Origin of the sequence: Enterococcus avium, assembly GCF_002891025.1 — a bacterium.
In the GTDB taxonomy this organism is placed as follows: Bacteria; Bacillota; Bacilli; order Lactobacillales; family Enterococcaceae; genus Enterococcus_A; species Enterococcus_A avium.
Window position 1 is genome coordinate 367545 of sequence record NZ_NBSL01000003.1, and the last position, 20282, is coordinate 387826.

General features: G+C 39.3%; 25 protein-coding genes and 1 tRNA gene. 21 read left to right on the forward strand and 5 right to left on the reverse strand.

Features of this window, described 5'->3' with window-relative positions:
• Window positions 1-35: 35 nt before the first annotated feature.
• From yedF to AUF14_RS17505, 16 genes are all read left to right on the forward strand, one after another.
• Entirely contained in the window at window positions 36-626 is a 591-nt protein-coding gene (gene yedF, locus AUF14_RS17435; RefSeq protein WP_048721347.1) for a sulfurtransferase-like selenium metabolism protein YedF, read from the forward strand.
• An 82-nt stretch (window positions 627-708) separates the two neighbouring features.
• Entirely contained in the window at window positions 709-975 is a 267-nt protein-coding gene (locus AUF14_RS17440; protein ID WP_016178891.1) for a DUF3343 domain-containing protein, read from the forward strand.
• 4 nt (window positions 976-979) lie between these two features.
• Window positions 980-2869 (forward strand): selenocysteine-specific translation elongation factor, encoded by a 1890-nt coding sequence (gene selB / locus AUF14_RS17445; RefSeq protein WP_102866302.1) that lies wholly within the window; start codon window positions 980-982, stop codon window positions 2867-2869.
• On the forward strand, window positions 2870-3994 hold the full coding sequence (locus AUF14_RS17450; protein ID WP_102866303.1) for an aminotransferase class V-fold PLP-dependent enzyme: 1125 nt from the start codon (window positions 2870-2872) through the stop codon (window positions 3992-3994). It abuts the gene before it with no gap.
• Between the two features lie 15 nt (window positions 3995-4009).
• Window positions 4010-5386, forward strand: coding sequence for an L-seryl-tRNA(Sec) selenium transferase (gene selA / locus AUF14_RS17455; RefSeq protein ID WP_102866304.1), 1377 nt, complete (start codon window positions 4010-4012; stop codon window positions 5384-5386).
• 19 nt (window positions 5387-5405) lie between these two features.
• Window positions 5406-5906 carry a CD3072 family TudS-related putative desulfidase gene (locus AUF14_RS17460; protein ID WP_369420945.1) on the forward strand — a complete coding sequence of 167 codons (501 nt, stop codon included), beginning with the start codon at window positions 5406-5408 and terminating at the stop codon, window positions 5904-5906.
• Entirely contained in the window at window positions 5899-6444 is a 546-nt protein-coding gene (locus AUF14_RS17465; protein WP_016178886.1) for a CD3073 family putative ECF transporter S component, read from the forward strand. The genes AUF14_RS17460 and AUF14_RS17465 overlap by 8 nt, the downstream gene beginning before the upstream one ends.
• A 483-nt stretch (window positions 6445-6927) precedes the next feature.
• Window positions 6928-7287: a YxeA family protein gene (locus AUF14_RS17470; protein WP_049220010.1), complete on the forward strand. Its 360-nt coding sequence runs from the start codon at window positions 6928-6930 to the stop codon at window positions 7285-7287.
• A gap of 80 nt (window positions 7288-7367) precedes the next feature.
• Window positions 7368-8120 carry an ABC transporter ATP-binding protein gene (locus tag AUF14_RS17475; protein WP_102866306.1) on the forward strand — a complete coding sequence of 251 codons (753 nt, stop codon included), beginning with the start codon at window positions 7368-7370 and terminating at the stop codon, window positions 8118-8120.
• Window positions 8121-8131: 11 nt separating this feature from the next.
• A complete protein-coding gene (locus AUF14_RS17480) occupies window positions 8132-9934 on the forward strand; it encodes an FtsX-like permease family protein (protein WP_102866307.1) in 1803 nt (600 codons plus the stop codon).
• Between the two features lie 265 nt (window positions 9935-10199).
• Window positions 10200-12266 (forward strand): LTA synthase family protein, encoded by a 2067-nt coding sequence (locus AUF14_RS17485; RefSeq protein WP_102866308.1) that lies wholly within the window; start codon window positions 10200-10202, stop codon window positions 12264-12266.
• A 464-nt stretch (window positions 12267-12730) separates the two neighbouring features.
• Window positions 12731-13084: a DUF1622 domain-containing protein gene (locus tag AUF14_RS17490; protein ID WP_048721322.1), complete on the forward strand. Its 354-nt coding sequence runs from the start codon at window positions 12731-12733 to the stop codon at window positions 13082-13084.
• A gap of 152 nt (window positions 13085-13236) precedes the next feature.
• Window positions 13237-13333 (forward strand) — tRNA-Sec (locus AUF14_RS22375).
• Between the two features lie 123 nt (window positions 13334-13456).
• On the forward strand, window positions 13457-13738 hold the full coding sequence (locus AUF14_RS17495) for a DUF1905 domain-containing protein (protein ID WP_016178880.1): 282 nt from the start codon (window positions 13457-13459) through the stop codon (window positions 13736-13738).
• A gap of 437 nt (window positions 13739-14175) precedes the next feature.
• Window positions 14176-14376, forward strand: coding sequence for a cold-shock protein (locus AUF14_RS17500; RefSeq protein ID WP_016178879.1), 201 nt, complete (start codon window positions 14176-14178; stop codon window positions 14374-14376).
• 74 nt (window positions 14377-14450) lie between these two features.
• Window positions 14451-14684: a hypothetical protein gene (locus tag AUF14_RS17505; RefSeq protein WP_048721315.1), complete on the forward strand. Its 234-nt coding sequence runs from the start codon at window positions 14451-14453 to the stop codon at window positions 14682-14684.
• A gap of 100 nt (window positions 14685-14784) precedes the next feature.
• On the opposite strand, the gene AUF14_RS17510 is transcribed toward AUF14_RS17505, so the two are convergent.
• Both AUF14_RS17510 and AUF14_RS17515 read right to left on the reverse strand, forming a co-directional pair.
• Window positions 14785-15252: an ImmA/IrrE family metallo-endopeptidase gene (locus tag AUF14_RS17510; protein WP_102866309.1), complete on the reverse strand. Its 468-nt coding sequence runs from the start codon at window positions 15250-15252 to the stop codon at window positions 14785-14787.
• A gap of 4 nt (window positions 15253-15256) precedes the next feature.
• Window positions 15257-15583: a helix-turn-helix domain-containing protein gene (locus tag AUF14_RS17515; RefSeq protein WP_102866310.1), complete on the reverse strand. Its 327-nt coding sequence runs from the start codon at window positions 15581-15583 to the stop codon at window positions 15257-15259.
• A 207-nt stretch (window positions 15584-15790) separates the two neighbouring features.
• Between AUF14_RS17515 and AUF14_RS17520 the strand changes: the two genes are divergently transcribed.
• The 3 genes from AUF14_RS17520 to AUF14_RS17530 all read left to right on the forward strand — a co-directional run bounded on the left by AUF14_RS17520 (window position 15791) and on the right by AUF14_RS17530 (window position 16934).
• A complete protein-coding gene (locus tag AUF14_RS17520; RefSeq protein ID WP_016178875.1) occupies window positions 15791-16180 on the forward strand; it encodes a hypothetical protein in 390 nt (129 codons plus the stop codon).
• Between the two features lie 270 nt (window positions 16181-16450).
• The gene (locus AUF14_RS17525; protein WP_016178874.1) at window positions 16451-16666 is read left to right on the forward strand and encodes a BhlA/UviB family holin-like peptide; all 216 of its coding nucleotides are present in this window, start codon (window positions 16451-16453) and stop codon (window positions 16664-16666) included.
• Window positions 16659-16934 carry a holin gene (locus tag AUF14_RS17530; RefSeq protein WP_102866311.1) on the forward strand — a complete coding sequence of 92 codons (276 nt, stop codon included), beginning with the start codon at window positions 16659-16661 and terminating at the stop codon, window positions 16932-16934. The genes AUF14_RS17525 and AUF14_RS17530 overlap by 8 nt, the downstream gene beginning before the upstream one ends.
• Window positions 16935-16961: 27 nt before the next feature.
• Here the strand turns inward: AUF14_RS17530 and AUF14_RS17535 are convergent, their stop codons facing one another.
• Window positions 16962-17690 (reverse strand): class I SAM-dependent methyltransferase, encoded by a 729-nt coding sequence (locus tag AUF14_RS17535; RefSeq protein ID WP_102866312.1) that lies wholly within the window; start codon window positions 17688-17690, stop codon window positions 16962-16964.
• An 86-nt stretch (window positions 17691-17776) separates the two neighbouring features.
• Window positions 17777-17992 (reverse strand): hypothetical protein, encoded by a 216-nt coding sequence (locus tag AUF14_RS17540; protein ID WP_016178871.1) that lies wholly within the window; start codon window positions 17990-17992, stop codon window positions 17777-17779.
• A 616-nt stretch (window positions 17993-18608) separates the two neighbouring features.
• Between AUF14_RS17540 and AUF14_RS17545 the strand changes: the two genes are divergently transcribed.
• Together AUF14_RS17545 and AUF14_RS17550 are read left to right on the forward strand one after the other, a co-directional pair.
• Complete coding sequence (locus AUF14_RS17545) at window positions 18609-19040, forward strand: universal stress protein (RefSeq protein WP_016178870.1); 432 nt, start codon at window positions 18609-18611, stop codon at window positions 19038-19040.
• Window positions 19041-19106: 66 nt separating this feature from the next.
• A complete protein-coding gene (locus AUF14_RS17550; RefSeq protein ID WP_016178869.1) occupies window positions 19107-19535 on the forward strand; it encodes a universal stress protein in 429 nt (142 codons plus the stop codon).
• Window positions 19536-19556: 21 nt separating this feature from the next.
• Here the strand turns inward: AUF14_RS17550 and AUF14_RS17555 are convergent, their stop codons facing one another.
• Window positions 19557-20117 (reverse strand): GNAT family N-acetyltransferase, encoded by a 561-nt coding sequence (locus tag AUF14_RS17555; RefSeq protein WP_016178868.1) that lies wholly within the window; start codon window positions 20115-20117, stop codon window positions 19557-19559.
• Window positions 20118-20282: the final 165 nt, after the last annotated feature.

Sequence of the window (20282 nt, forward strand, 5' to 3'; positions counted from 1 at the left end):
AAGACGAAAGTCAATTGAGGATCGGAGTGGAAGAAATGTTTAAAATTGATGCGTTAGGCAAAGCTTGCCCGTTACCAGTCATCGAAACAAAAAAAGCACTGCGGGAGCATGAAGTTGTGCAAACACTGGTGGATAATGAGATCGCTACGCAAAATTTGAAAAAAATGGCGGAGCAACTTGGCTATATCTATCAAATGGATCAGGATGCGCCGAATCATTATACTGTGGTTATTTCAAAAGGAAATGCGGCTCTGACTGAAGAAGCACCTCAAGCAGCTGAATCAATGGTTACAACGGACGATTATATCGTGGTCGTAGATACGAATGTCATGGGACGCGGCTCAGATGAATTAGGTAAAAATCTGTTGAAGGGCTTTATCTATTCATTGACCGAACAAGATGTATTGCCGGGAAAAGTCATTTTTTATAATGGCGGTGTGCATTCTGTGATAGAAGGTTCTGATTCGCTGGAGGATTTGAAAGGCTTAGCAGAACAAGGTGTGGAAATTTACGCCTGCGGAGCTTGTTTGAATTTTTACGAGTTGACCGCAGCAGTTGGCGAAGTGACCAATATGTATCGCATCGTGGAAATGATGCGCCAAGCACCGAGAATCGTTAAACCATAGAGGGTGCAGAGCATCATTAGAGGAATATGGCTTGAAGCTGTAGCTTATTGATTACAGTATTATGAAAAGAGGAGCAGTTTTTATGCAGACGTACGGTGTTGCGTTGTTTTATTCAACCCGGGAGGCCATGAAAGCTGAGGAAATCGCGAAGGAAGCCCAACTTGCCGTTCGAATCATTCCCACACCGGAAAAGATTCATGCTAGTTGCGGCTTTTCTTTGAAATATCCGTTGAAAGAAGAGGAGGCATTAATGTCTTTGCTTACAGCGGCAGAGATTGCCTCAGAGGGCTTTTATCATGCAGCCCAAGAAGGCTTGAAGACAAACTATATATTGGTTCAGAAAGGATAAGCAGATGGCAAATATTGTGATAGGAACGGCTGGGCATATCGACCATGGAAAAACCACGTTGATTAAAGCGCTGACGGGTATCGAAACGGATACCACCAGTGAAGAAAAAAAGCGCGGGATGTCGATCAACTTGGGATTTGCTTATTTGGATTTGCCGAATAAGAAGCGAGTCGGAATTGTAGATGTGCCGGGACACGAAAAATTCATTAAAAACATGGTCGCTGGTTTGCCGGGTATTAATCTGGTTCTGCTGGTGATTGATGCGGCGGAAGGAATCATGCCGCAAACGAAGGAACACATTGATATTTTAACGTTATTAGGGATTCGTGATTACTTGATCGTGTTGACCAAAGTGGATACTGTTGATCCTGATTTGAAGGAGTTGGTCGTGGACGATATCCGTGAACAATTAGCAGATACGCCGTTAGCTGAAGCGGATTTAATCGAGACAGATGCGGTGACTGGTACAGGAATCAAAGAACTGCTGGCCAAAATTCAAGAGCACTCAGAAGAAGCACAAGAACGTACAGCTAGCGGCTCCGCGCGATTGAATGTGGATCGGGTCTTTAGCGTAAAAGGTTTTGGGACGGTTGTTACAGGGACCTTACTAGATGGCTCCATCAATGCTGGGGATGATTTGTACCTTTATCCAAGCCAGAAAAAAACGCGAGTAAGAAACATTCAGGTTCATGAGACAGATGTGAAAAGCGCTCAGCCGGGGCAACGAACAGCTTTGAATTTAGCGAATATCGCAACTGATGAAATCCAACGAGGCGATGTCTTGTCTGTTTCAGAGAAGCTGGAGGACACCTGGATGCTGGATGTAAAAGTTACCTGCCTGCCTGAAGTAGAGGGCGGGATCGGCTTATGGGATCGGGTCCGCTTGCTAGTTGGTACGCGGGAAGTAATGGCACGAACAGTCCCATTAGGTGTTGACTGGATTGGTCCGGGAGAAGACGGATTCCTGCAACTGCGGCTGGAAGAGCAGGTAGCAGTAAAAGAGCGGGATCGCTTCATTTTACGAACCTATTCTCCAATGCATACAATTGCTGGGGGTGAGGTTTTAGATGCGGCACCACATAAGCATCGCCGTTTCAAAGTTGAAATTCTGGAAAGCTTAAAGGCTAAAGAAGAGGGCAGCTTAGATGAACTAATCGCAGATTTCATGATTAATAAAAAGCAGCCGTTTACGAAAGAAAAAGAATTATTAGAATACTTAGGTGTGGGTAAAGAAGAGCTGCAGCCGATTTTAACGGAGATGTTAACAGCAGGTCGTGTAATTGAAACCAAGGTCGGCTATCTAGCTCAGACTAGCTATCAAAAATTGGTGGAGCAGGCAACCGAAATCCTGTCAGCCTATCATAAGCAATATCGGTTGCGCTATGGGATGCCGTTAGAAGAATTTCGTTCGCGGATGCGGGGTGTTTTAGCGGAGAAGGAAATCTCCGCGCTGATCCTGTTGATGAAAGTGGATCTTGTCAAGGAAGCCAATGATAAAATTGCTTTAGCCGATTTCGAAGTAAGCTTCAACAAATATCAGCAGGCCGTGAAAGAAAAAATCGAACAGACACTTGCTAAAAATGGCTATACACCTGTTAAAAAAGAAGAATTATTCGACTTAGATAAAAATGCAGAGGAAGTCTTGGAAGCCTTAAACGGCGATACGGTGGTCTTCTTAACCCATGAGTTTGTATTGTTAGGGAAGGTTTTTGATCAATCAGTGGGATTGATTCAAAAATATATCGCAGAACACGGGCAAATGACGCTAGGAGATTTTCGCGATTTGACAGATTCCAGTCGTAAGTCTTCCATGCTGATTCTTGAATATATGGATAAGCAGGGAATTACAAAACGTGTAGAGAACTATCGTGTGCTAGGAGAGAAGGGAAAATAAATGAGCATTTATTTGGATAATGCCGCTACGACTGCTCAAAAACCGGCTGTCGTGGCAGAAGCGATGACGACGATTTTAACAGGCGAATATGGCAATCCCTCTCGCGGTGCTCACGGGTATTCTCTAGCGGGTTATCGTGTGGCGGAAAAAGCCCGTAATCAGCTAAAGGAGCTGTTCAAAGCAGATAAACGGTATGAGGTCGCTTTTACAAATAATGCGACGGTCGCTCTGAATGAAGTTTTGAAGGGCTTGATTCAGACGGGAGATCATGTAATCACGACTGCTTGGGAGCATAATTCTGTTTTACGACCGCTGTATCAGCTAGAAGCCGCAGGTGCCAGCTTTGATGTGGTTTCTAGCGAAGCATTAACTGGTCGTCTTAACTATCAAGAATTTGCCGAAAAACTTCGTCCAGAAACGAAGGCTGTGATTTGCAATCATGCAAGTAATGTTACAGGGAATCTACTGGATCTAGAATGGGTCAAGACGTTTTGCGCAGAGCACAAGCTTTATTTGATTATTGATGTTTCGCAAACTGCCGGAGTAGTTCCAATTGATCTTAGTGATGGGAAAATCGCCGCCGCTTGTTTTACGGGACATAAATCACTTTATGGTCCACAGGGGACTGGCGGCGTTTGCCTGCTAAAGGATCTGCCTTTGGAGCCAGTGCTCACGGGCGGCGATGGGATGCAGTCTTTTTCAAAGGTTCAGCCGAAAGAACTTCCTACCCTATTAGAAGCTGGAACGCTGAATATTCCTGGCTTAGCGGGTTTGGCCGCTAGTGTTCAATGGGTAAAAGAAAAAGCAGAAAAAGCAACATTGGGTGATTATTTTTATCAAGAGCTCAAAAAAATTGATGGTCTAACAATTTACGGTGATTTCAGCGGTCCGCGAGTGGATGTTTTTTCGATTAATATCAAAGCTGCGGAATCGGCAATCGTCAGTGATTTATTATGGGAAGAGTTTGAAATTGCGACCAGACCGGGGTATCATTGTGCGCCCTTAATGCACGAAGCATTGGGTACCGCGGATCGCGGGACGGTGCGTTTGTCGTTTTCGAGTTTTACCACTAAGGCTGAGGTTGACACAGTCTTAGCCGCATTACAAAATCTGGCGTTACGCTAAGAAAGCAGGTGGCCTATGTCAAAAGAGATTCAGAATATTTTAGCAAGTTTGCCTTCCGTAGATGTGCTATTGAGGCAGATTGATCCAAGTTATCCTCATGGAAAAGCCAAAGAAGCTACGCAGCAGGTTTTAGCAAGTTTTCGAGAAGCAGTCGTTGACGGGACTAGAAAAACCGTGATTGACCAAAAAGAGGTCGTAGAACTGATTCACAAGCAGCTAGAAGAAAAGCAATTTTCACTACGACGCGTAATCAATGCTACCGGAACTGTAATCCATACGAATTTAGGGCGTTCTTCATTAAGCGAAAAAACAAAAGAACAGCTCCTAGCAACCAGCTTTCACTACTCAAATCTAGAATTTGACTTAGAAAGTGGCAAGCGCGGGTCGCGTTATAGTCACTTAGTATCAATCGTGAAGAAGCTCACAGGGGCTGAAGATGTTCTGGTAGTAAATAATAATGCTGCAGCCGTATTACTCGTTTTAAGTACTTTGACACAAGAAAAAGAAGTGTTAGTTTCGCGAGGCGAGTTGGTGGAGATTGGTGGAGCATTTCGCATTCCTGACGTAATTACTTCAAGCGGTGGTACGATCGTGGAGGTGGGTACGACCAATAAGACGCATTTAGCCGACTATGAAAAAGCGTTGACGGAAGAAACAGGTGCGATCTTGAAGGTACACACCAGTAATTATCGCATCGTTGGATTTACCGAAACACCGGTGTTAAATGATCTAGCAGAGTTAGCCCATGCCAAGAACTTACCATTGATTAATGATCTAGGCAGCGGGTTACTGATGGATATGCGACCGTTCGGATTACCTTACGAACCTACAGTGAAAGAAGTTCTAGATCAGGGCTGTGACATTGTAACCTTCAGCGGAGACAAGCTGTTAGGTGGTCCACAGGCTGGCATCATCGTTGGGAAAAAAGAATACATTGACAAGATGAAGAAAAATCAATTATTGCGAGCTTTGCGTATCGATAAAATGACTTTAAGTGCACTGGAAGCAACGCTGTCTTTATACCTTGATGAAAAAGAAGCTTTAAAATCCGTGCCGACCTTACAAATGATCGGACAAAGTGAAGAGGATTGCTTAGGTAAAGCAGCTGAACTAGCAGCGATGTTGCAATCAATCACTGAGCTAAGTGTAAAGATCGAAAAGGACAGTAGCAAAATCGGCGGCGGTTCTTACCCAGAGCACTTATTGCCGACCTATGCTGTTGCTTTAAGCAGTAGTAAATTCTCTGCGGATACGCTGCAAGAAAAACTACGATTAGCTGCTACACCGATCATTAGCCGGATCAAGGATGATTGCAACTACTTGGATGTGCGAACGATTGCGATAGAAGAATTCGCGACAATTCAGGAGAGCTTGCAGGAGATTTTTAACTAAAAAGAAAGGAGATAGGATTATAGAACCACAGAAGCAATTAGTAGCTGTGTCTCATTGTGTTTTGAATCAAAATGCTGTGATTCACGGGTGGGAAAGAGCACGAGGAGCCTTCCCCTTTGCGGTCGAGTTGTTGCGCAGTGGGATTGCGCTGATACAGCTGCCGTGTCCTGAGTTTATCGTCTTAGGCGGAGATCGTCCGCCGATGACTTATGAAGAATACCATGATTTGCCTGATTATCGTCATCAATGCCAGACAATGCTGCAGCCGATCATTCAGCAGATTCAAGCGTATCAAGCAGAAGGCTATCAGTATCTAGGAATAATCGGCATCCATGAAAGCCCGAATTGTTCCATCAGTGGGCAACGAGGTGTCTTAATGGAAGAGTTTTTCGCAGAATGTCAGCAGGCCAAAATCGGTACGAATTATTTGGAGGTGCCTACGTCTTACAGTGAAGAGGATCAAGGGGATTTTGATGAACAGTTGCAACATTTTTTAGAGAAAGGATTAGATAATGAATAGTAAAGCAAAAGTGATCGCGATGTGTGCCATCGCGGTAGGATTAAATGTGGTGTTAGGAGAAGCAGTGTCGATGCTGCGGATTCCGTTATTGTTCTTAGATACGATGGGGACGATTTTTATCGCGGCCAATTTTGGAATGGGCTATGGAATCTTAACCGGTGTGACCACCAACTTATTGATGGGGCTGATCGGCGGAGTGACGGCGATTCCTTTCGCATTAGTGAATGTGGCTGTCGCGATTATCGTCGCCTTATTAGCGAAAAATGGTTTTGGTTTTGGAAAAGCAGTAATCGCAGGTCTTTTGTTAGCCTTTATTTGTCCAATGATTGGCGCACCAATTCGATTGGCCCTGTTTGGCGGTTTTACCGGATCAGGAACGGATGTCGTCATCATGGCATTGCGAGCGTCTGGTAAGGAAATGATTTCTGCAACCTATTGGGGCGCAGTGACGGGTAATCTAGTGGATAAAATTGTTTCTTGTCTGTTAGTAGCTTGGTTTATTAAGCTGCCGCAGATGAAACGCTTCGCCGTAAAATGAGCATGAACAGCTTCTAAGACTAAGGTGCTTAGTCTGGAAATCTTAAAGTGAGCTAGAATCAACGGGAACAGTGTTGAGGCTAGCTTATTTTTTATGTTCATTTTTGTCATACATGTAACTTTAAATTAGTGTTTAAGGGAGAAGTCTGTCTAAGGTATCTGAATTTAAAGAAAAAGCATGATCATGCGGTAAAATTCTTTTTTTGGAATTTCAAAATAATAAAATGCTGATTCAAGTAAATAATATTACGAAAAAGTTTAGTATAATACCTGTTTTTAAAGATTTGACGCTGACCATCAATAAGGGGAACAAAATTTGGTTAGTTGGGATGAAACGCTGGTATCAAAAAAGTTGAGGGCAGCTTTTTGTCGGCGAAAAATCTTCAAAATGACAAAAATGTTAGGTGTTTTTAGTAGGTTTCAATGGTTGGATTTTCAGAATTTTTGTATAGTTGCTCTAGAAATCAAAAAGGAGCGATCAGTTATGAAAAAATTTTTAATCGGTTTAGTTAGTTTAATTGTTATCGCCTTTGTAGGCTTACAAATAGCAGATAAAGTCGTCAAAGGTGGAGATGAGTATTTCGTTCAGATCACAACAGATGGTCAACGAGTGGAAGAAAAAGATGACAGCGGCAATAATTACGTTGATTACAAATACTCGTTGCCAGGCTATGACAAGGATGGAAACAAAAAAGAGTTAGATTTTAATGCAAATAAAGACCGTCCGCTGCGTCGGGAAGCGTTTCTTAAAGTTACCTGGAACAAGAAAAAAGGGGTGACTTCCTATGAAGAAGTCCAACAAAAAGATCTACCTAAAAAAGCAGCGGATAAATTAGGTGTTTAATTTAACCTTGACTGTTGCATTGATGAAGAAGACGGGTCATCAAAAATGACCCTCTTAGTTTAATTACGAGGAGTGGAAGTATGGAAAAAATCGTATCAGTAAATGAGGTAAAGAAAACCTACGGAAAAGGCAATCAGAAAAAAACTCAGGCCTTGAAAGGTATTTCATTTGAAGTAGAAAAGGGTGAATTCGTCGGAATCATGGGAGCATCTGGCTCTGGTAAATCAACCTTATTAAATTTATTAGCAACATTGGATAAACCAACTGACGGCAAAATTCAGATTAATCAGGCGGATGTAACCAAATTATCGGGCAATCAATTAGCCGATTTCCGTAGTCGCGAGATTGGTTTTATTTTCCAAGATTTCAATTTGTTGGAAAATTTAACAGCAGCAGAAAATATCGCAGTTCCATTATCCTTACAAGGGGCTAAGAGCAAAGTCATCCATCGGCGAGTTGCTGAAGTGGCAAAACGTTTATCAATCGATGGTATTTTAAATAGCTACCCGGCCCAAATCTCTGGTGGTCAAAAGCAACGGGTTGCTGCAGCGCGCGCCTTGATTACCCAGCCAACTATTCTTTTTGGAGATGAACCAACAGGTGCGTTGGATTCTAACAGTGCAAGGGATCTGTTAGACACGATGGAGGAATTGAATCAAAGGGATCGAGTATCGATTTTATTGGTAACACATGATCCGTTTTCTGCTAGTTATTGTCAACGGATCTTGTTCATTAAAGACGGCGTGATCTATCAAGAAGTAAAAAGAGAAAACCAAACTCGGGAAGCTTTTTATCGTCAAATTTTAAGCATTCTCGGTAATTTGGAACAGTAGGAGGTCATTCGATGCTTTTAAAATTATCACTTGCTGGAATCAAAGGACGCTTGCGTGACTATGTAGTCTTATTTTCAGGACTTGTAGTAGCCTCAGGAATCTTTTATATGTTTGAGGGTCTAGCAACGAATAAGACCTTTTTGGAAAGTAATTCAATGATCTCATCGGTAGTAATGATCTTTCATTTAGGAACCGTCCTACTTTCAATTATTACCTTCGTCTACATTTTATACGCCAACTCCTTTCTGATGACGATGCGTCAAAAAGATTACGCGATGTTTATGATGTTAGGAGCAAAAGGCCGTAAAATCGCACAGTTGATTTTTATTGAAACTTTTGTGGTAGGTGTTGGCGCGACTATTGTCGGCACTTTGCTTGGTATTGGATTAAGCGGCGTTGTGCAGCAATTGTTGGTCAAACAATTAGACATTAAAATTACTCATTTCACCGCTGTAAATTCTTCAGCCGTGCTATTTACATTGATTTTTTTCACCGTGATTTTCTTATTGGCAGCATTCGTAAATGCCATGACGATTGTGAAAAAGCCAATCTTGAATTTGCTAAAAGCTAGTGAAACGCCTCTACCTGCTAATCGTAAGCTTTTTACGTTAGTATTGGAGGTTCTGGCAGGAATCATTTTCCTAGGAATCGGCTACTTCATGATGACGCAATTAATGAAGCTGGCTTTTCTAGCCTTGATTATTGCCTTGGTTACCATTATTTTAGGTACGTATTTTGTTTTTCATTCAATTTTGATTTTCGTACTGGATTTACTGAAACGACGTGATAGCATCGCTTTGAAGAAGCTGAATAATTTTACGTTGTCGCAATTAAGCTTCCGGATTCAAGATTATACGCGAATTCTATCGATGGTGGCGATGCTTTTTGCTCTAGCTCTCGGCGCCATTACTGTTGGATTAGGCTTCCATAATGAAATCATGAAAATGACTGAAGCAACTTCTGCTTATGACTTAGTATTAAACAATGGACAAAGCTTTAGTGAAACTGAGCTTGATAAAATCACTCCAACTTCTGATGCTGTTTATCAACAAAAAGAGGATAATGAGACCGTTTATTACGATCGTTCACAATTTGATCAAACCCCTTTGAAGGTCAAGGAGTTTACGGCTAGCCGTCAAACGAAAGAAGTGCGCTATACGGGGGAACAACTAGCAAATGATCTAACAGCTTCGGATCAATTAAGATCGTTGGAATTACCAGAGCAAAGTGCGAAGAAGCATCAATTTTTATCTAGTGAAGCATTCTCAGCATTACCTGGTAACACAACGGAGATACGGTTGATTACGGTGGCTGATTTTGCCAAAGATAAGGATGGTTTGAAAAATTTAGCCGAAGAAAATTTCCATAAAAATCCGACGTTGGATAAAAATTCAGCAGGCATGAATCAAAAGGCTCTGGTTTATGAGCTGTACAATGCGCTGTTCTCAGGCTTTGAATTTATGGGCTTCTTCTTGGGAATTGCCTTTCTAACCATGTTAGCCAGCTGTTTGATGTTTAAAATTTTATCTGGTGCAAAAAGTGATATCCAACGCTACAGCATGCTGGAAAAAATCGGTGCACGCCGTCAGTTGTTGAAGCAATCAATTCGCAAAGAGATCGGTATCTTATTTTTGGTCCCAGGCTTGTTAGGAGTCACGCATGTCTTGTTTGGACTGCAGTTATTCACTACACTTTTGTCTGAACCTTACAGCAACATTTGGCTGCCATTTTTGATCTTCTTTGTTTTATACTTTATCTATTATGTATTAACTATATGGATATATACAGGGATTGTCATGAAACGCGAGGCCTAAAAAACACCTTCCAGTTAGTCGCTGGAAGGTGTTTTTTGTTATTTTATGGATAATTATTAAGAATGTGAAAATTTTATGTCTTAGGAAATTTTCACTTGACCTGAAAAAGCGATAAAATTCGCGGGTCTTTCCTTAAATTTTAAAGGAAAAACCGCTATTTAAGCCAAAAAATAAGATTGAGCCTTCAATACAAATAAATATGCATTTTTTTATATTCTGCTCTATAGTAGAAACGGACAATTTAATAGAGAAAGAAGTGATCCGGATGAACCGGGTAAAAAAAGCGTTTAGCAATCGTTGGCTGATCCTACTGACAGTTAGTCTGCTATTTTGGGCAAAAACAATTTTAGCCTATTATGTAGATTTTTCATTAGGGGTGGAAGGGTCCATTCAGACCTTCATTTTGTGGATCAATCCAATTGCTACAACCTTGCTGTTGTTTGGCGTGTTCCTTTACGTAAAGAAATTTAAGCCAGCCTTGATCGTATTGTTTTTAATGGATCTGTTAAATACCTTGATTTTATACTTGAATGTGATTTTTTATCGTGAATTTACTGATTTTGTTACGATCAAATCAATTCTTGGTTTTTCTAAAGTTTCACAAGGAATTTCAGGCAGTTCTTTTGCCTTAATGAAAGTGCATGATATTTTTTATTGGCTGGACTTAATTATATTTTTAGGCATTCTGATCTATCTCTTCGCTACACACAAAGAAATAGCCAGCAAGCCGATCAAAAAAACATTTGCAGTGGCCGTTAGCTGTCTAGCAGCATTGACCTTCTCAATCAACTTATCCTTAAGCGAGGCCAACCGCCCCCAATTACTGCAGCGGACCTTTGACCGTTCTTATATCGTTAAATATTTAGGGCTGGATGCCTTTACAGTTTATGATGGGATCAAGACTGAGCAGACCAACAGCGTGCGAGCTCACGCTTCAAGTAATGGGTTAACAGACATTCTAAAATATACGAAGAGTCATTATGCAGCGCCCGATCCAAGTAAATACGGTATCGCAAAAGGCAAAAATATTATCGTGATCCACTTGGAAAGCTTTCAGCAATTTTTGATCAATATGAAGGTGGATGGACAAGAGGTAACACCATTTTTGAATAGTTTAGAAAATGACAATAAGCAAACATTAGCCTTCGACAATTTCTTCCATGAGGTCGGTCAAGGGAAAACCAGCGATGCAGAAAATATGCTGGAAACAGGCACCTTCGGATTGTCTCAAGGTTCTCTATTCACCCAATTAGGTTCAGATAATACCTTTCAGGCCGCTCCGGCAATTTTGAATCAGGAAGCGGGCTATACAAGCGCTGTTTTCCACGGAAATGTCGGCAGCTTCTGGAATCGCGATCACGTATACAAGAATCTCGGCTATCAAAACTTCTTTGATCGCTCTTACTTTAACCAAGCTGATGAAAACTTAGGCTACGGGATTTTAGATAAGGATATGCTAAAGGAAACAGTTGGACATTTAGAGCATTTACAGCAACCGTTCTATACGAAATTCTTGACGGTAACCAATCATACCCCATATTTGACTGATGATAAGAACTTTAATTTCCCCGCCTTAAAAACTGGGAATAGTACGGTGGATGATTATGTTCGAACCGCGCATTATTTGGATGAATCGCTGCGTCAATTTTTTGATTATCTTAAAGCTTCCGGTGTTTATCAAAACTCGATCTTTATGATTTATGGGGACCATTTCGGTATCTCCGACAGCAACAACAAAGATTTGGCCAAAGCATTAGGAAAAGATCCAACGACTTGGGACAAATTCGATGACGCTCAAATGCAGCGTGTACCATTGATGTTCCATATTCCTGGCTATACAAATGGTGGGCTTCAACATCAATATGGTGGTGAGATTGATGTCTTGCCTACATTGTTACACTTAATGGGCATCGATAGTCAGAAATATATTCAATTCGGTACAGACCTATTTTCACCAAAACATGATCAAACGGTTGCCTTCCGTAACGGCGACTTTATTACACCAAATTATACCGAATTAGGTGGCGAGACCTACGAGAATAAAACCGGTGAAAAGGTTGATGCGAAAGCTTTAGGCATCGCGTCAGAAATTGATAAGGAACAAAAACAAGTCAAACAAGCATTGAGTCTATCTGATAAGCTGAACCAAGAAAATCTCTTACGTTTCTACACGCCAGAAGGCTTTACACCGATTGATCCGCAGAAATACGATTATCATGATCTTGATAAGAAAAATACGGCAATCGAAAAGGAAAAAGACAATCAATCAACCAGTCTTTATTCAAAAAATGGCAATAAGACAACAGCTGCATTGTATCCGCCAATTCAATAGTACACGTAGAGGTTGTGACAGAAGTGGTCAGCTTCAAGAAATAAGAAGGAATTTCCGAAAATTGTTTCTCAAATTTTTGTGAAATTTCGGCTTATTTCCGAAGAAGCTACTTCTGGAACACCGTTTATTCGGAAAAAGAAAGATTATATTAGGTGGTTCAATTCCTACACATTCCCGCCATTTAGTTCATTAACTGAGTGATAACTTGATAAAGCAAATGGGAAATAAGCAACACCGTTAAGTCATAAAACGTATCTTTCAAAAGGCTTGCCGTATTTTCCTTTAACGAGTTCATCATAAAAAATCATCTTTTCGAATCAATAATGTCCTTACCATAAGCAGCGAAACTTACGCGCTACTTAAATAGAGCTAAGAAAATCTAAATTATTCAATAGAAAATCCGATTGCTTCACGATCTATTTCAGATTAAAATAAAGATATAAAGTCTAGAGGGTAGGATGATTATGGAAAATTTTGAACAGATACTTCAGCTTATTTTTCATCCCATCGTTTTGGCACTGGATGCCATTTCGATTTTTATCATTTTATACGGGGCAATTTTTTCCTTTATCAAATTAATCCAATCAAGAAGTGAGCAGGATTATTCTTCTGTGCTGCACAAAAACAAGTGTATTAAAGCCTATTTAGGCAGTTATATTTTGTTGAGCCTGGAATTTTTGATTGTTGCAGACATTATTGAATCAATCATCAATCCCACCTTTCAGGATATTATCAAGTTAGCGATGATCGTGCTGATCCGAACGATGATTTCTTATTTCTTAAATAAAGAAATAAGTGAATTTTCCGATGAACAATAGGATTTTGAGGAAAAGATCATCCTACTTTGAATCCAATAATTTAGTAATTTTTAAAAAGAAAGAAGCATTTAAGATAAGGTGAATTCTTTCTTTTTTTCTTTTCATTTTGTTATTGATTCCAACTTGAAGGAGTGGTATGATTATTTTGTTTCGGGAGTGGATGGGTTCTGGTGTTCCCTCTGGTCTTCAAAACCAGTATGAGGAGTTAGGAGCTTCTTGGGTAGGTTCGATTCCTACACATTCCCGCCAATTAAACTATTATGTCTGACAAACACTGATTTGACGCCAATCTCTACAGTGTTTGCCGGACTTTTTTATATTTTAGAAGTTTATAATAGAAATTTTCAAAACCTAAGAAAGAGGAGTTTAGAAATGAAGGAATACAAGTTTGATTCTAAAATCTATGCATCAGAAGTAGGAAAAGGCGGTGCTTACGTAATCTTTCCCTATGATGTTCGGGAAGAATTTGGTAAAGGCCGTGTCAAGGTACGTGCGACGTTTGATGGTGTTGACTATGATGGAAGTATTGTGAATATGGGGGTAAAAAATGAGGATGGCAGTATTTGCTATATTTTAGGAATTCGAAAAGATATTCGCAAGGAGATAGGAAAGGATATTGGAGATGTGGTAGAAATTGTGGTTCAGGCGCTATAGATTAACTTAGTATATTTTCTCGTGTAATGCACAATATTGGAAAAATAAGACAATAAGAAAGAATGTAGAACGAAATACGTTTAATATTTTTTATTTTAAATGACTGTTTAGCTTCAAAAGTTATTGTTCGTGTTTTCTGCTATTTCTAAATTTATTTAAATAGAAATTGAATGCGTTAGGCTTATCTTAATAAGTCAAGATAAATAACCTCATGTCCAGATCTATTAAGAAAAAAACTGAAAACTTAATATTTTAGATGTTATAGTTGGTAAATGTTCATATTAAGTTTGCTTTTACTCTCTATACGTGGTAAGGTAACTAAGTAATACTTTGATATGTGACTAGTTGGTTATCTATATTTATTAAGATACTTTTTTATTACACGTCATTTTTTATTACAAATAAACACATTTGATGTGTAATTGGAGGTACTTTACATGAATAAAGGTACAGTAAAATGGTTTAATGCAGAAAAAGGTTTTGGTTTTATCACTGGTGAAGATGGCAACGATGTATTTGCTCATTTCTCAGCTATTCAAGGCGAAGGTTTTAAATCTTTGGATGAAGGCCAAGCAGTGACTTTTGATGTTGAAGAAGGCCAACGCGGCTTACAAGCTTCAAACATTGTAAAAGACTAAAATTTGTTTAATTACGGATGACTAAGAAGATCGGAAACGATCTTCTTTTTTTAATATTTGAAGGAGGATGTCACATGGCAAGCACTTATGGATTTAAATCTCCAAAGCCCTCTTTTTTAGGGGAGCGCTTCTCGGTAGGCCAAGAGGTATTTTTCGAATATAAAAAAGAAACACAACGAGGCATTGTAAAGAATAAGTTGAATAACTCGGCAATTGTTCAAATCATAAAAAGCGAAACAGAGGATCTGAATGATTTCACAACAGTAATTAGTTACGATAGCTTAGTTGATCCGAAAACAGATTTTTAAAAATGAATGATTTTTCCTTGAACTAATTACGATTACTGACATGAAGATAGTTAATTGAAATCGCTCAAATAAACGACCCTAGCCTAGGATCGTTTATTTTTTATTCAAAAAATTCAAATACTCCAATCGTACCATTTGCTCGAAAAAGGATGCGGTAATTTTGATAGGATAACCCCTTTTCATACATTCTTGCATAGACTTTGACCGCATGCTCAAAGGACTCCTTATTTATTCCTAAAAACTCCGCGCATTCCCATACGTTTGAAAAACGCTCTTTGTAGCAAGCAATAATATCTTCTGGAGTGACGACCAAGGTAGCGCCAACATCCCTTGCTCGTTGTTCTTGTTTTCGCTGCTCAGCCGTATCCTGACTTATTAGATCGCCTGAGCTAGTTAAATAATGGGCAATTTCTTCGGCAACCGTATCTGTCAGCTCTTCGGAGGTTTGACGAGGATTTAAGTAGACATGCTTGTCAATATACAATCCTTTTTGTCCATCTGGCATGGAAGAATCGAAAATATAGTTGATTCCCTGAAAACTGGCCATAAGTTTTTCTGCTTTATCCATCTGCTCAATCCTTCTTCACGTGCTTTTGCTTAATAAAATCGATGTAATTCAAAATATCTTCCATCTGTTCCTCGGTCACTTCATCGTCAATATGAGCTGCGACAGTCATTTGTTTTGCTGAAAAAGAGTTCTTCGATTCTCGGCCATGCAAGTAGTCCAGCGAAACGTTAAAGAAGTCCGCAATTTTATTTTGTGTTTCAATATCAGGTGTTCGTTTTCCTTGTTCATAAGAAGCGTAGGTCGTTTTCGCAATTCCCAATTTTTTTGCCATATCAGTCTGAGTCAAACCAGGTGTTTTTTTTCTTAAATCCTTCAATTGTTGGGCAAACATAGACACACTCCCTTTCACTCTATAATAACACGATTCGTATTAATTTTTCTACAAAATAGAATAAATAAATTTACAAAGTACGCGAAATGTATTACCATTAATTTAGAAAAAATAGTTAACTACGTTTTTAAGCTATGTATCATTAAAATTAATCCGAAGTTCCCTGTAACCAGTGGGGATCGTTAGTTATTTTAAGGAGGAGAGACGATGGAGAAATGGAAGAAAGATTACTTGAAGGGCATCCTACAAGATTATCCTAAGATGGAAGACTATTACTTGGAAAGAAAAGAAAAGCTGCTTTTGCATAATCAGAAGACACATCAACGAGCCAATACAGATACCAAGGATAAGAAGTTATTAATCTCAATTTCCCTTGATCGGCAACTGATTAACTTGGAGCGAAATCAGCGAATCATTTCTTTGTGTTTAGAAAATTCGACGGAAGAGACAAGAAAAATTATCAAATTGCTTTATATGACGAATCATCGAAAGGTTAATCTCGATTTGGTAGCTGATCAAGTTTTTTTAAGTAAACGGCAAGTCATTCGTTTACGGGATGCTTTTTTTGAAGAACTAGCCGAACATCTAGGGATATGATGTCTTTTTTTTGGCACTAAAACAAACATACGTTCGTATATAGTGTAAGTAGATCAAATGGAGGGGGATGAACAGGCAATATATTTGATGAATTTAACAGCGTGGGCTTTGATTGTTTGGAGGTTTTTTGACAGGTGGATTTCCTACTCTTTGACGGCTATAAGTTGTTCGTATAAGGAAATAAAGAAATTTCTGTAGAGTTTAACCCTTCTGAATGAAATTGAAGTCTAGATGGAGATAGATGATTAATTTTTAAAGGAGCGATGAAGCATGGATAACTTTATTTCAACAGTTCTTAACAACCCGGAAAGCATCGGATTTCCAGTGCTTTTTGTATTTCTATTAGTTTGGGTGATGAAGCAAAATAATGCACGTGAAGAGCGCTACTTGAACACGATCGACGATTTAACAGAGTCACTTAAACAAATTGAGAGAATCGAGACAATTGTCAATCGAATACGTGAAAGGATAGGTGAAAATGGATGAGATTTTGACACATATTTTGGCGACAGGGTTGAGCTTTGCACCGATCATGATGATCATAACAGAGGGTGTGAAGCAGACGAGATTAATAGCTACACGGTATTTACCAATAGTGTCATTAATTCTTGGCACAGGGTTAGGAGTAACGATGGGGCTTCTTTTCAATCAATCACTAGGGGAATTGGCGCTCGGAGGTCTTGTTGCTGGTGGTATGGCTTGTGGGTTGTATGATGCTACGAATAAATATGGACACAACAGAGAAAATCCCTGAAGACCTATTATCTTCAGGGATTTGTTTTTAGTTTTTCTCCGCCTTCACAATCAGCATCATGGGTCGGCGCATTTCATCCTTCATTCCAGGGATATCCAACATATTCCCAGGCGGTATTGGTTCGACAATGCGTTTAATTTGAAAGTTATTCGTCATCAAATCATCTAAATAGGTGGTTAAAGTGCGATGATATTTCGTGACATTACTACCGAGAAAATGCGCGTTGCGCTTTCCTTCATAAAAGTAATTATCGACAGGAAAGTGTACAATCATACCATTTTCATCATAAATCCAGTCTTGAGAACCTTCTGCCGTAAAAATCGGATGCTCAACGGAAAAAATGAATTGTCCGCCGGAAACCAACCAATTCGCCACATTTTTCGCCAATTTCTCGAAATCTTCAATATAATGAATTGCTAGGGAACTAATGATGACATCAAAGCTATTCGGCTCAAAAGTGATTTTATCAATGCTGTCGTGAAGATAGCAAATATTGTCAAAGGTATTTTTTTTGCGTGCGACCTCTAGCATTTTTTCGGAGATATCAACACCAATGACTGAAGCTGCGCCGTGTTCTGCTGCGTAAAGACAATGCCAGCCATAACCGCAACCCAGGTCCAATACACGCTTTTTCTTAAAATCAGGCAGCAATCTTTTTAACGTCTGCCATTCGCCAGCCCCATCCAAGCCTTGTTGACTGCGGTTCATCTGACTGTAGCTTTCAAAAAATTTCTCATTATCATAAATGTTTTTCATTGTAATTCCTCCATGTAATTTGTATTTGGTTAAACTACATGGAGAAACTCTCTCTTATGTGCGATCATTGTTAGTCCTCGCTTTCGTTAGATTTCATTCATCCAATAGGTGCGATCAATCGGTTCGACGAAAATCTCGAATGCTATGGATTCGTTTTCAATAATATGAGTAATTCCATGAACCAGCAAAAATTTGTCAGGCTGTCTTAGCTGCAGCGTGTCACCTACATTAGGAAGTAGTGTAAGATCAATGGTTCGTTCTTCTTTTCGAGTGAGGATATTTTTTAAACTAGCTTTATACATGTCTGTTCCTCCATTTGTACTTGTGTATCACAGTACATAGTTTAACACACAAAGACCGGAGAAAAAGAAGTGATTTTCATTTAAAAAATCCTTTTCGGTAAAGAAAGAAGTTGAACTTCACCGTGCTCAGGATCTAGCTAGATAGTATCTCGTAAGTAGTCAAACTGAGAAAATGAGGACCGAAAAAAAGACCGGCCAAAGATGGCAACGGTCCACAAGTGAAAAAAACAAATTCTATAAAGGATGGGTAATACCCAGTTTTTACTATAATAGGAAAAGGCTTTCTTGGCAATTTTTTTGCTCAAAAAGAGCCGTCGCAGGGCAACGACGGCTGGAGTCCTGGGAAGGAACTCGGATAAACAAATGAACTACTGTAACCTTAATGGATTGTCGAAAAAGATACAAGAAAAATGCTCAGAGAATAGCAGAATAGTATAAACAAATGATTTATTTAAGTAGATAAGATTGAAGAGGGTAAAATGGTTAGTTATGTCGATAGCTTTCTAATAGTGATAATTTTGTACGCAGTTCAACGAAGGAGATACTAAGTAAAAAGTTGATTTCGTTTCACAGATCGTTTATTTTCCTTTATAATTTAATAAAGGAGGCGGTTACAATGATGAGTAAATACAAAAATATTTTAGTAGCGATCGACGGATCTGAACATTCAGAGCATGCTTTTGATGAAGCCGTTGAAGCAGCCAAACGTCACGATGCCAAACTGAATGTTATTTCAATCATTAATGACAGTGAACTCTCCACCAGCGCTTTTTCTTTTAGCAAAATCTATGCGGCGGAAAAAGAGCAAATTGAAAAAGAAATGTTGAAAAAAGTTCATGACGCAGCGCGTAAAGAACTTGAGAATGTGGAACCATTTGTTGAATTGGGCAGTCCAAAAGAAAAAATTATTGAGTTTGCAAAAGACAATGACATTGATATGATTTATCTTGGTGCTACCGGAAAAGGCGAAATTCGCCTGTCTCGAATTGGCTCCACCGCAGCTTATGTTGTTAACCATGCCCCATGTAGCGTGACTGTCATTCGTTAGTTGCCTTGATAATAAAAGAATGGTATAGGGAAAAAATAAATTCATTAGTTTGAAGGAGCGGATAATATGATCAGTAGATATAAGAATATTATGGTTGCTGTGGATGGATCTGATCAATCGGAGGGCGCTTTTTTTGAAGCGATCGGTGCAGCAAGAAGAAATGAAGCTAAATTGTACGTCGTTCAGGTGATTGATGATTCTAGTATTTTAATGAGCAGCGCGCAGCCGATGGAGGATATCCTAGCAGAGGAATCTCAACGAGCTAAACAATACCTAGAGAAACTAAAGGAACGTGGTCGCTATCAAAACATGGAACTTATTCAATACATTGGTAATCCCAAAAAAGCATTAACAGAAGAATTGCCGAAGCAATATGGTATTGATTTGATTTATGTGGGTGCAACAGGTAAGGGGCGCTTTCAACGTCTACTAGTTGGTTCAACTAGCGGATATATTGTTAATCATGCTCCATGTAATGTGATGGTCGTACGATAAAAAAAGGTTTTGACGAAGGAGTTATTCGTCAAAACCTTTTTTAAATTGTTTTTTCAATAAAGTATAGTGATTCATATCTCTCAATTTTCCATGAAGCAGTGCATCTTGAGGTTCAGTACTAGTTAGGGTAAAACCGCAGCGTTGGGCTATACGATTGCTAGGAGCATTGTCGACATCGACACAAATTAACAGTTTATTCATTCCGAAATCATTAAAGGCCAAATGACAAAGGGCTTTAACGCTTTTTGAAATGATTCCGCGTTTGGTAAAAGATGAGTGCAGCCAGTAACCGATTTCGCCTTTCCCAATTTTGGGGTCAATATTATGAATATCGATACAGCCGCAAATCTTTTGGCCCTGTAGAATGAAAAAAAGATAATCGGTACCATCCGCATATCCATGCAATTTCATTTTGATAAAGTCCTTTTCATCCTCAATCGTTTTCGTTTCCGCCATGACATCAATAAAGGCTTCAATGTGCGATCGATCAGACTCAATCAAAGCTAAAAGTTCTTCAGCAGCTTCTAGCTGAGGAAAGGCAAAAGCTAAATGATCATCAATTTGATAAGTAAAGGCATTCATAGTCAGATCCTCCAAAGATTATTTTATCCAACATATCAGTCTTAGAAATGAATGTCAAAAAAGTATCTAGCAAATCCTTATTTTTATTAATTGAAAGGTTAAAACAACTTAAAATTTAGCTGTTTCGAGGGCTTTTCTTTGTTGCTTTTCATTATAAACCGTATA

Bases quoted from the DNA above. Each gene is read 5' to 3' on its own strand.
- AUF14_RS17515 (WP_102866310.1), bottom strand. From the start codon at position 15,583: ATGTTTGCCCAACAATTGAAGGATTTAAGAAAAAAAACACCTGGTTTG.
- AUF14_RS17520 (WP_016178875.1), top strand. From the start codon at position 15,791: ATGGAGAAATGGAAGAAAGATTACTTGAAGGGCATCCTACAAGATTAT.
- selB (WP_102866302.1), top strand. From the start codon at position 980: ATGGCAAATATTGTGATAGGAACGGCTGGGCATATCGACCATGGAAAA.
- AUF14_RS17450 (WP_102866303.1), top strand. From the start codon at position 2,870: ATGAGCATTTATTTGGATAATGCCGCTACGACTGCTCAAAAACCGGCT.
- AUF14_RS17475 (WP_102866306.1), top strand. From the start codon at position 7,368: ATGGAAAAAATCGTATCAGTAAATGAGGTAAAGAAAACCTACGGAAAA.
- AUF14_RS17495 (WP_016178880.1), top strand. From the start codon at position 13,457: ATGAAGGAATACAAGTTTGATTCTAAAATCTATGCATCAGAAGTAGGA.
- AUF14_RS17485 (WP_102866308.1), top strand. From the start codon at position 10,200: ATGAACCGGGTAAAAAAAGCGTTTAGCAATCGTTGGCTGATCCTACTG.
- AUF14_RS17440 (WP_016178891.1), top strand. From the start codon at position 709: ATGCAGACGTACGGTGTTGCGTTGTTTTATTCAACCCGGGAGGCCATG.
- AUF14_RS17530 (WP_102866311.1), top strand. From the start codon at position 16,659: ATGGATGAGATTTTGACACATATTTTGGCGACAGGGTTGAGCTTTGCA.
- AUF14_RS17490 (WP_048721322.1), top strand. From the start codon at position 12,731: ATGGAAAATTTTGAACAGATACTTCAGCTTATTTTTCATCCCATCGTT.
- AUF14_RS17540 (WP_016178871.1), bottom strand. From the start codon at position 17,992: ATGTATAAAGCTAGTTTAAAAAATATCCTCACTCGAAAAGAAGAACGA.
- AUF14_RS17555 (WP_016178868.1), bottom strand. From the start codon at position 20,117: ATGAATGCCTTTACTTATCAAATTGATGATCATTTAGCTTTTGCCTTT.
- AUF14_RS17535 (WP_102866312.1), bottom strand. From the start codon at position 17,690: ATGAAAAACATTTATGATAATGAGAAATTTTTTGAAAGCTACAGTCAG.
- AUF14_RS17550 (WP_016178869.1), top strand. From the start codon at position 19,107: ATGATCAGTAGATATAAGAATATTATGGTTGCTGTGGATGGATCTGAT.
- AUF14_RS17505 (WP_048721315.1), top strand. From the start codon at position 14,451: ATGGCAAGCACTTATGGATTTAAATCTCCAAAGCCCTCTTTTTTAGGG.
- AUF14_RS17465 (WP_016178886.1), top strand. From the start codon at position 5,899: ATGAATAGTAAAGCAAAAGTGATCGCGATGTGTGCCATCGCGGTAGGA.
- AUF14_RS17510 (WP_102866309.1), bottom strand. From the start codon at position 15,252: ATGGATAAAGCAGAAAAACTTATGGCCAGTTTTCAGGGAATCAACTAT.
- AUF14_RS17470 (WP_049220010.1), top strand. From the start codon at position 6,928: ATGAAAAAATTTTTAATCGGTTTAGTTAGTTTAATTGTTATCGCCTTT.
- yedF (WP_048721347.1), top strand. From the start codon at position 36: ATGTTTAAAATTGATGCGTTAGGCAAAGCTTGCCCGTTACCAGTCATC.
- selA (WP_102866304.1), top strand. From the start codon at position 4,010: ATGTCAAAAGAGATTCAGAATATTTTAGCAAGTTTGCCTTCCGTAGAT.
- AUF14_RS17480 (WP_102866307.1), top strand. From the start codon at position 8,132: ATGCTTTTAAAATTATCACTTGCTGGAATCAAAGGACGCTTGCGTGAC.
- AUF14_RS17500 (WP_016178879.1), top strand. From the start codon at position 14,176: ATGAATAAAGGTACAGTAAAATGGTTTAATGCAGAAAAAGGTTTTGGT.
- AUF14_RS17525 (WP_016178874.1), top strand. From the start codon at position 16,451: ATGGATAACTTTATTTCAACAGTTCTTAACAACCCGGAAAGCATCGGA.
- AUF14_RS17545 (WP_016178870.1), top strand. From the start codon at position 18,609: ATGATGAGTAAATACAAAAATATTTTAGTAGCGATCGACGGATCTGAA.